5 protein-coding genes and 1 pseudogene are annotated in these 10,435 nt (G+C 68.9%); 4 read left to right on the top strand and 2 right to left on the bottom strand.

Going from position 1 to position 10,435, the window contains the following annotated elements; translation table 11 throughout:
• The coding region (locus ACN469_RS16490; RefSeq protein WP_498768972.1) for a flotillin family protein at positions 1–1,152 on the top strand (1,152 nt) is incomplete at its 5' end.
• A 150-nt stretch (positions 1,153–1,302) separates the two neighbouring features.
• Positions 1,303–6,816, top strand: a complete 5,514-nt coding sequence (locus ACN469_RS16485; RefSeq protein WP_498768970.1) for a DNA repair ATPase — start codon at positions 1,303–1,305, stop codon at positions 6,814–6,816.
• A gap of 69 nt (positions 6,817–6,885) precedes the next feature.
• Here ACN469_RS16485 and ACN469_RS16480 read toward each other — a convergent pair whose 3' ends face one another.
• On the bottom strand, positions 6,886–7,542 hold the full coding sequence (locus tag ACN469_RS16480; protein WP_498768968.1) for an expansin EXLX1 family cellulose-binding protein: 657 nt from the start codon (positions 7,540–7,542) through the stop codon (positions 6,886–6,888).
• 167 nt (positions 7,543–7,709) lie between these two features.
• Between ACN469_RS16480 and ACN469_RS16475 the strand changes: the two genes are divergently transcribed.
• Positions 7,710–8,318 carry a hypothetical protein gene (locus ACN469_RS16475; RefSeq protein ID WP_498768966.1) on the top strand — a complete coding sequence of 203 codons (609 nt, stop codon included), beginning with the start codon at positions 7,710–7,712 and terminating at the stop codon, positions 8,316–8,318.
• A gap of 89 nt (positions 8,319–8,407) precedes the next feature.
• On the opposite strand, the gene ACN469_RS16470 is transcribed toward ACN469_RS16475, so the two are convergent.
• A complete protein-coding gene (locus ACN469_RS16470; RefSeq protein ID WP_498768964.1) occupies positions 8,408–10,252 on the bottom strand; it encodes a vWA domain-containing protein in 1,845 nt (614 codons plus the stop codon).
• Between the two features lie 98 nt (positions 10,253–10,350).
• Between ACN469_RS16470 and ACN469_RS16465 the strand changes: the two are divergent.
• Positions 10,351–10,435: pseudogene (locus ACN469_RS16465) on the top strand (VOC family protein); the annotation flags it as partial.

Raw genomic sequence — 10,435 nt, 5'->3', positions numbered from 1 at the left:
GACAAGGAGAAGGCGCTCGAGGAGCAGAAGAAGAACATCGCCGACGTGGTGCGCGCCCGCATCGCCGTGGAGAAGACGGTGGCGCAGGAGGAGGAGCGCATCAAGGACCTGCGCGTGGAGTCCGACGCGCTCCGCAAGAAGCAGGCGATCATCATCAACGCCGAGGCCCAGGCGCAGGAGAAGACCGTCAAGGACGTGAACGCCGCCAAGGCCAACAGCGAGATGGCGGTGTTCATGGCGAAGGAGAAGCTCACCCTCGCCGAGGCGGACCTCGAGGCCGCCGACAAGACGGCCAAGGCGAAGATGCGGCTGGCCGACGGCATCCAGGCCGAGTCCGCCGCCGATGGTCTGGCGCGCATCCGCGTGAAGGAAGCGGACGCCGTGGCCACGGAGAAGCTGGGCATGGCGCAGGTGCGCGTGAGGGAGGCGGAGGCCGGCGCGATTGAAAAGCAGGGCCACGCGCAGGCGCAGATCGTCCGCGAGCGGCTGCTGGCGGAGGCCGCGGGTGAGCAGGAGAAGGGCATCGCCCGGGCCCGCGTGCAGGAGGCCGAGGCGGTGGCCATCCACAAGCGCGGCGAGGCGGAGGCGTTCGCCACGAAGGAGCTGCAGCTCGCCGAGGCCGCGGCCATCCAGGAGAAGCTGTTCGCCGAGGCCCGGGGCCTCGCGGAGAAGGCGGCGTCCATGAAGCTGATGGACGGCGTGGGCCGCGAGCACGAGGAGTTCCGCCTCAAGCTCAACAAGGAGCGCGACGTGGAGCTGGAGACCATCCGCGTGCGCAAGGACATTGCCCATGCCCAGGCCGAGGTGCTGGCCAAGGCGTTCGCCAACGCGAAGTTCAACATCGTCGGTGGCGACGGCCAGTTCTTCGAGCGCTTCGTCAAGGCGGTGTCGTTCGGCACCGCGGTGGACGGCGCGTTGGAGCACGGTGAGGCCCTGAAGACGGCGCTGGGGGGCTACCTCAACGGCCAGAAGGACCTGCCGGCGGACCTCAAGGAGATCCTCTCCAAGCCGGGTCTGAGCAACGACGCGCAGAACCTGGCGGTGGCGGCGCTTCTGCACCGCATGACGCCCGGCCCGACGGACGCGGGGGCGAACCTGAAGGCGCTCGTGGGCGCCGAGGGCACTTCGTCCACCACCGAAAAGCAGGGCTGATTCGGGCGGTAGCAGCACAGGGTCCGCCTTCGCCGCGCGCGAGGGCGGGCATGGCGTCACGACGACCTCGCCCCGGGCCCTTCTGGGGTGGCGTCCCTCCCATCGGGCGGGACGGGGGCGAGGTCCCCGCGAAATTTCCGGTGAGCACTCATGGCAACTGACGGTGGCAAGGGCGCGGCGCCCACGGGCGAGACGGCGCTAGAGGGGGGCAGCTACGAGGTCATCCGGACGCGCCTGCTGGCACAAGCGGACGTGCTGGGCGCGAAGGCGAACGACCTCAATGTGCGGCGCAAGGCGTTCTTCGGCGGCTCGGAGCTGGGCGTCACCGGCAACGAGCGGGTGCGCACCGAGAACAACTGCGTGGCGCGCGACATCGTCAGCGTCGGCAAGTACCTGCTCTTCGGCTACAACGTCTTCATCGGGTTGAAGAAGGAGACGTCCGTCGCGGATGTCTTCTCGCTGCACCGGTTCGAGAAGACGGCCGACGGGTTCGACCTGTCCGCCGTGCCGGACTCGGAGGCGGGCGGCTTCCTGTCGGACCCGCGCTTCATCAAGGACTTCAGCGAGCTGTACCGGTACTACAAGGACGCGAAGCTCCTGCAGCTCCGGCGCAAGGACGCGCGGCTTCTGGCCATCTTCCAGACGGGGCAGACCGCTCGTGACCTGAAGGTGTTCCGCTTCAACCTGGACACGGAGGGGCGCGCCACCTACGTGGACAACCAGGGTGAGAAGGACCACGTCTTCCCCCCGTCCCACGACTTCGAGTGGACGGTGGCCACGCGCGAGAACTACGTGCTGGGCCAGCACCCGCACGTCAACGTGTTGGATCAGGTGTTCGTGGAGACGGTGAAGGGCGACCTCACCGTCAAGGTGGAGAACAACACCTCGTCCGGCCTGGGCATCTACAGCGAGCCGGTGGAGGACGCGAACCAGTCGCTGGATGACGCGCGGTTCGCGTGGGCCCAGGTGGGCTCGCTCATCCTCATCCGGGTGCTGCCCTTCCGCGAGAAGGCCCAGCGCTACCTGGTGTTCAACTCGCGCACGCAGCACGTGGTGCGCATCGACGCCATCGGCCAGGCCTGCATCCGGCTGCCCGAGGACCAGGGCATCATCTTCCCCGGCGGGTACTACCTCCAGACGGGCGACTACAAGGTCTTCGACGGTGACGCCACCGGCTCGGGGATGGAGTTCAAGCACGTCATCCGCTCGCCCAATGGCGAGGACGTCCTCTACATCTTCCACCAGCGCGAGGAGGGCCGTTACCTGCTCTTCCCGTACAACCTGGTGCGCAAGGAGGTGCAGAACCCGCTGGTGTGCAACGGCTACAGCCTCTTCGCGGACGGCGGGCTGGTGGTGTTCCGCGAGACGTCGCAGGAGCCCACGCGGGTGCACCCGATGCAGGTGTGGCAGACGCCCTTCGTGTCGGACGAGCACGCGGCGTCGGTGCCCGCGGCGCCCGGCTATCTGGGCAAGGTGGGCAACGCGGAGCTGGTGCGCGGCATCTCCGACTCGCTGACGCTCCAGCGCATCGCGAAGACGGACAAGCCCAATCGCCGCACGTACGAGGACCTGGTCGCCGCCGCCACGCGCGCGCTGGATGCGTACTACTGGCTGGGCCACACGGAGACGGGCCTGAAGGAGCCCGTGGAGCTCTTGCGCCGCACGTCCGAGCTCATCATCGATGAGTTCGAGAAGGTGCTCGCCCTCCAGAAGCGCGCGTCCGAGTCGCTGGCGGAGGCGGAGAAGGCCCAGAAGAAGTTGTTGGGGCGCGTGCAGCCGGAGCTGCTGACTTCGGCCGAGGAGTTCATGCTCGTGCTGGCGGAGCTGCGCCAGCAGCGCGGGCACCTCATCACGCTGAAGGACATCCGCTACATGGACCTGGGGCGCGTGGATGCCCTGGAGAAGGCGGTGGTGGAGGCGTCCGACAACACCAGCTCCGGCTGCGTGGACTTCCTCCAGAAGGGCGAGGCGCTGCAGCCCCTGGCCGCGCGCCTGGACGAGCTGCTCGCGAAGCTGGAGCCGGTGCAGACCACGGTGGAGCTGGCGCCGCTGGGCGAGGACATCGAGAAGACGGCCCAGGGCCTCACGGTGCTGGGTGAAGTCGTCGGTGGGCTCCAGGTGGGAGACCCGCTGGCCCGCGCCCGCATCCTGGAGGGCATCTCCGAGCTGTTCGGCCGCCTCAACCGCGTGCGCGCGAGCCTCGCTGCCAAGCGCAAGGAGCTGTCCAGCCGGGAGAAGCGCGCGGAGTTCGGCGCCCAGTTCAAGCTCTTGGGGCAGGCCATCGAGAACGCGCTGGCCCAGGCGGACCTGCCGGAGAAGTGCGACGAGGGGCTGTCGCGCCTCACGGTGCAGTTGGAGGAGCTGGAAGGGCGCTTCGGTGAGTTCGACGAGTTCCTGGGGCAGATCACCCAGAAGCGCGAGGAGCTGCTGGAGGCGTTCGGCGCCCGCAAGCAGACGCTGGTGGACGAGCGGCAGCGCCGGGCTCAGAGCCTCTTCGGCGCCGCGGAGCGCATCCTCCAGGGCGTGCAGCGCCGGTCCAAGTCGTTCAAGTCGGACGACGAGCTGAACGGGTACTTCGCCACCGACGCGATGATCCTCAAGCTGCGGCAGCTCTCCGAGCAGCTCATGGGGCTCCAGGACAGCGTGCGCTCGGACGAGGTGCTGTCGCGGCTCAAGTCCGCCAAGCAAGACGCGCTGCGGGCGCTGCGCGACAAGCAGGACCTGTTCGCGGACGGCGATTCCCTCATCAAGCTGGGCACCTACCGCTTCAACGTCAACACGCAGCCGTTGGACCTGACGCTGGTCCCGAGAGACGGCGCGCTCTACCTCCAGCTCACCGGCTCCGACTACGCGCAGAAGCTGGAGGACCCGGAGCTGCTCAAGCACCAGGACCTCTGGGAGCAGCACCTCGTCTCGGAGACGCGGGGCGTGTACCGCGTGGAGTACCTGGCCTCCTGCATCCTCTCCGACGCGGAGGACGGCAAGGGCGGGCTGACGCTGTCCATGCTGCACGAGGCGGTGATCGCCGGCACGCTGCTGGAGAAGGTGCGCGCGTACGCGGCGGACCGCTTCGACGAGGGCTACGAGCGCGGCGTGCATGACGTGGACGCGGCGGCGGTCCTGGAGAAGCTGCTGACGCTGCACCAGGGCGCGGGCCTCTTGCGCTTCGCGCCGGTGCCTCGCGCGTGGGCCTCGCTGTACTGGGCCTTCGATACCGACGAAGGCGCGCGGACGCTCTTGCACCGTCGGGCGCGGAGCATGGCGCGGCTGCGGCAGACGTTCTCCTCGGGCGGGAGCCTGTCGGAGCTGGGGCTCGCGCTGGGCGAGGCCGTGGAGGCGTTCCTCAAGGCGAATGCCCTGGAGCACTCGCCGGCGGAGGCTCGACAGGCCGGGCGGTACCTCGTCGAGGAGCTGGCGGTGGATCGGCCTCGCTTCACCACGAGCGGCGAGGCGGTGGTGCTGCGCGACGCGTTCCTGGCGCAGCTGGATCGTCAGGGCACCCGGACCGCCTTCGAGGAGGATCTGCGCGGGCTGGAGAAGGACCTGTCCTCGCGGCTGCTCATCGCCAAGGCGTGGGTGGAGGCGTATCTGGGCCAGCGCGAAGGGGGCCCCGGTGACGCGGGCTATTTCGTGCTGGAGACGGCGGCGCTGCTGCTCACCGAGCGCAAGCTGGACCGCGAGCCCGCGGGCGCGCTGACTGCGGCCGAGGTGACGGGCCTGTTGGGCAGTCACCCGCGCGTGCAGGACCGGAAGCTGGCCCTGCGCCTGGACGAGTTCCTGGCGCGCCTGGGTGAGTTCCGTCAGCTCCGCGTGCCGCAATACCAGACGTACCGCGGCCTGCTGCGGGACTTGCTGGAGCGCGAGCGCCGCAAGCTGCGCCTGGAGGAGTTGACGCCGAAGGTGCTGTCGTCGTTCGTGCGCAATCGCCTCATCGACGAGGTGTACCTGCCGCTCATCGGCGCCAACCTGGCCAAGCAGCTGGGCGCGGCGGGCGAGGGCAAGCGCACGGACCGCATGGGCATGCTGCTGCTCATGTCGCCGCCGGGCTACGGCAAGACGACGTTGATGGAGTACGTGGCGAGCCGGCTGGGCCTCACCTTCGTCAAGGTGAACGGCCCCGCGCTGGGCCACTCGGTGAAGTCGTTGGACCCGGCGGAGGCGCCCAACGCCACGTCGCGGCAGGAGGTGGAGCGCATCAACCTGTCCTTCGAGATGGGCAACAACGTGATGCTCTACCTCGACGACATCCAGCACACGGACCCGGAGCTGCTCCAGAAGTTCATCTCGCTCTGCGACGGCCAGCGCCGCGTGGAGGGCGTGTGGAACGGCCGGACGCGCACCTATGACTTGCGCGGCAAGAAGTTCTGCGTGGTCATGGCCGGCAATCCCTACACGGAGACCGGAGAGCGCTTCCGCATCCCGGACATGCTCGCCAACCGCGCGGACACCTACAACCTGGGTGAGATTCTCGACGGGAAGGAGCACCTCTTCGCGCTGAGCTACCTGGAGAACGCGCTGACCTCCAACCCGGTGACGGCGCCCCTGGCCACGCGCGACACGGCGGACACGCACCGCCTGCTGCGCATGGCGCAGGGCGAGGAGGTGCCGGCGGGCGAGCTGAAGCACGGCTACGCGGCGGCGGAGCTGCAGGAGATCATCGCCATCTTCCAGCGGATGTTCCGGGTGCAGTCGGTGCTGCTGAAGGTGAACATGCAGTACATCGCCTCGGCGGCGCAGGACGAGCGCTTCCGCGCGGAGCCCGCCTTCAAGCTCCAGGGCTCGTACCGCAACATGAACAAGCTGTCGGAGAAGCTCGTCGCGGCCATGACGGACGCGGAGCTGGAGCGGCTGGTGGACGACCACTACCAGGGCGAGTCCCAGACGCTCACCACCGCGGCGGAGCAGAACCTGCTCAAGCTGGCGGAGATGCGCGGGCGCCTGACGCCGGAGAAGGCGAAGCGGTGGGAGGACATCAAGCAGGGCTTCGCGCGCGTCAAGCGCATGGGGGGCAAGGAGGACGACCCCGTGGCGCGTGTCACCGGCCAGCTCAGTGGAATCGAGGAGCAGCTCGGCGCGGTGCGCGACGCGGTGGTGCACGCGGCGACGCAGGTGGTGCAGGGCTCGGCGGACCGGAACGAGGACCCGACGGCCGAGGCGCTGCCCTACCTGGAGGCCCTTCGCGACGCGGTGCTGGAAGTGGCGAAGGTGGGGCGCGAGGTGAAGGACACGCCGCCGCCGCTTCCTCCTGCTCCACCCGCGCCGACGACGGACATGGCGCCGTACCTCAAGCACCTGGCCCAGCTCCTCAAGGCGCTCACCGAGCGGGTGGCGACGTCCACCCAGGCGCCCGTGGTCCAGCAGGCGCCGGCCCAGGACTTCGGGCCGTACATGGAGCAGCTCTCCCGGGCGCTCGCCGCGTTGGCGGACCGGCCGGTGAACGTGTCCGCGCAGATGCCCGCGGAGGCGCTCCAGCGCGCCGCCGTGGCCGGGCCGTCTCCGGCGGAGCTGAGCCGGCAGATTGAGTTGGTGGAGGGCGTGCTGCTGCCCCTGGAGCGGGCCTCCCGTCGCGCAGTGCAGGGCGAGGGGGAGAACGTGAAGTCGCTCCAGGTCTGGCAGAACGTCACCGAGGCGCTGGAGCTGCTGCGCTCCATGCTGCGTCGGTAGTCGCTCGGACCTCTCGAGGCCGGGGCTCGACGGTGTGTCGAGCCCTGGCCTTCCAGACGAAGGTCCGGGTCAGCGGAACTGGGCGGAGCCCTCGAAGGTGTCGTCGTCCAGCACGCGGGGCAGGGTGTCCTCCACCTGCTCGCCGGTGGTCGACGTCACGCGCACGGTGAAGGAGCCTTCGCCCATGCCGCTGTCGTTGACGAAGTAGTTGTAGTCCTGGCGCGGGACGTTCTTCCACGCGCCGTCGCCGCGACGCCACTCCAGCTTGGAGATGGGCACGCGGTGGTTGCGCACCTGGATGGCGGTCCACCACGGGTTGCTGCCGTTCTTGAAGTGGTACTCCAGGCCGCCGGCCACGTCGCAGGAGACCACCTTCCAGGTGATGTCCACGCGGCCCAGGCGCATCTCGGCGATCTTGGCGAAGGCCTCGCGGCTCAGGTCCAGGTGGCCGGCCTCGCACTCCGGGCAGCGGTCCACGATTCGCACCCGCACGTTGCCGCTGGGGCCCTGGATGTCGATGCACTGGCCACACGCGGCGCTGTCGGCGTACTGCGGGGTGTTCATCGCCGCGACCATCATGTCGTTCGGGCTGGCGTCGTAGCTGCAGTTTCCCGCGCCCGTGGCGTCGTAGAACGTCGCGATGCCCTTCTGCTCCTCGCCCAGGGGCACGCCTCCGCCGCTGGGGTCATCACTGCATCCGCCACACGCGAGGAAGAGCGTGGCCATGGGAACGAGCAGACGTCGGGAGGGCAGGTGGGATGGGCGCATACGGCCCCAGGATACAGCAACGCGTCCTCGCGGTGCCTGCCCTCCGGTCGCGGAAATGTCGCTGCAATGACTTGCAAGACTGCTAGCGTGCGCCTGCTTTTTCGCGAACCAGGGGGTGTCACGTCATGAAATTCTTCAGGCGCGCTGTCTATCTTTGTGCGGCGGTGGTCCTCCCGGCGTGTGGTGGGGAGGAGTCCCCAGGCGGAGTGGAGGAGGGGCCCGATACCCAGGAGTTGGCGTTGGTCTCGGCGGTGTCCCGGGGCTGTACCTTCGAGCTCACCTCGGCGGTCCGGACGGGCACGGTGCCGCCCATCCACGACATCACCCTGTACCGGCTCGCGTCCGCGTCATGCGCCTGGCCCGCGGCCAATGTGTGGGTGGGGAGCTCCGTCATCGTGACGCCCAGCCTGTCGCTGGCGGCCAATGACCTGGGCGTGGCCGTGGGGTACACGATGAAGAACAACTACAGCGGCAGCTCGCCCGTGACGGTGGGCCTCAGACACGTGGACCCGGAGCTGATGACCGTGGTGCGGACCTCTGGACTCGCGGTGTACCTGGGCACCGGAAGTGTCTACCTGTCTTCCTTGAGCATCCAGGTGGACGGCACGACGCTGACGGTGGGTGGGTCGAAGACGGGTCGCATCGGCGGGGAGACGGGCAGTGGCGGCAACTACGTGGCCACCTTTCCGGACTTCTTCACCAGCACCACCCCGGGCAGCGTCGTCGCGTACTGAGCGCGTCCGAGCGGCTCGTCGGAAAAAATAATGGGGTGGAAGGCGCCCCCCGGGCCTTCCACCCCATCCCCCTGCAAGTCCCCTTTGACCTACTCGCCGCGGGCGGACGCGCCGGACAGCGCGCGGGCCTGCGACACCAGCTTGACGAACTCGTTGCGGTCCGCGTCACCCGCGGCGGCGCCCTCGGCGAGCTTCTGCGCGGTGGCCAGGCTCCAGCCCTCGGCGGCCGGGTTGCCCCGGAGGATGTCCGCGGTGGAGGCGACGGCCAGGGCGAAGCGGAAGTCGGGCGAGGAGGCCTCCAGCGACGCGCGCAGCAGCGAGCGCTCGAACGGGAAGGACTGCTCAGCGGCCTCGGTGCCGTTGGGCGCCTTGGCGCGCACTCGCACGGTGGCGAGCGCCTCCTTCGTGTCCTTCACCAGCTCCACCTCGTACAGCGCGGTGACGTTGTGGCCGGCGCCAATCTCACCCGCGTCCACCTTGTCGTTGCGGAAGTCGTTGTCCGCCACGTCCCGGTTCTCGTAGCCCATCAGGCGGTAGCGACGCACGGCGAGCGGGTTGAACTCCACCTGGAGCTTCACGTCCTTGGCGATGACCTCCAACGTGCCGGTGAGCTGCGTCTCGAAGACCTTCTTCGCCTCCTTGTAGCTGTCCACGTAGAAGCAGTTGCCGTTGCCCTTGTCCGCGAGCTTCTCCATCAGGTCGTCGCGGTAGTTGCCCATGCCGAAGCCCACGGCGGTGAGGGTGACGCCCTCGGCCACGTACTTGTGGATGCTCTCCAGCATGGCCTGCGGGCTCAGCGTGGGGCCGATGTTGGCGTCGCCGTCGGTGAGGACGATGACGCGGGAGATGACCTTGCCGGAGGCCTTCTTCACCGCGTGCTTGTAGGCCAGCTCCATGCCGGTGCCCATCGCGGTGCCGCCACCGGACTGGAGCGTGTCCAGCGCCGCGTGGATGGTCTTCACGTCCGTGGCCGGCGTCGGCGTCAGCACCTCTCGCGTGGAGCCCGCGTAGGTGACGATGGCCACCGTGTCGTTCTCGTTGAGGTTCTTGACGGCGATCTTGATGGCCTCCTTGGCGAGCGGCAGCTTGTCCTGGGACGCCATGGAGCCGCTGGTGTCCACCAGGAACACCAGGTGCGCCGGCTTGCGCTGCGAGCGCGAGACGACCTTGCCCTGCACACCCACGCGCAGGATGTGGCGCTTCGAGTCGAAGGGCGACGGCGCGGCCTCCAGGTGCACCGTGAAGGCGCCCGTCTCCGGCGGGGTGTAGCGGTACTTGAAGTAGTTGACGAACTCCTCGACGCGCACGGCGGAGGCGGGCGGCAGGTTGCCGTTCTGGAGGTAGCGGCGGGCCACCGTGTACGACGCGGTGTCGACATCCGCGGCGAACGTGGACAGCGGGTCCTTGCTCGTCTCGGTGAAGGTGTTGGGCTTCCAGGTCTCGAAGGTGTTGCCCTGCCGCGGGCCACCGGTGTCCGCTCCATCCAGGTCCTTCTCCGTGGGGTGGGCCATGGCGGCGATCTTCTTGGGGGACATCGGCGGGGTCCGCCTCGCCATCTCCTCGCCCTGGACACGTCCGATGACGCCGTTGGCCACCGCGCCGCCTCCCTGGCTGCTGGAGGGGGAAGCCACGGCCATCATCGGCTCGGGGGCGGGCGCTTCACGCAGCTCCGCTTCGATTCCTCGCGGCGCCTTCAGGGCCCGGTCGTCACGTGACGGCTGGGACTCGGTCTTCGCCTTGGTGTCGCTTCCTTCGTCGGAGGCGAAGTCATGGGGGGCGGCGCTCGGGGGCGGGGCCGGCCGGGCGGCGACGGGAGTGGCGGGGGCCGCCAGGCCCTGGCGCTCGTCCATGGACGTGCAGGCGGGCAGGACACAGGCGACGAGCAGGGCACTTCCCCACTGGCTCAAACGGCGCTTCAGGAAGGTCTGGGACATGTGTTCTCCGGGGGACGGAATCAACGGGCGCCGCATCGAAACGCGCGACCTGACAAATGGGTCTATTCCCGCGATTTTTCCCGGTAGGTTCCAGGTCCATGCAGACCTCGAGACCCTTCCGAATCCTGGGCGTCCAGCAGATCGCCATCGGCGGCGCCGACAAGGCCCCGCTCCGCAAGCTCT

This window comes from Corallococcus terminator (genome assembly GCF_049194865.1).
Classification (GTDB): domain Bacteria; phylum Myxococcota; class Myxococcia; order Myxococcales; family Myxococcaceae; genus Myxococcus; species Myxococcus terminator_A.
The sequence above is the reverse complement of the archived record's forward strand: the minus strand, read 5'-3'. Positions and strand labels throughout refer to the sequence as shown.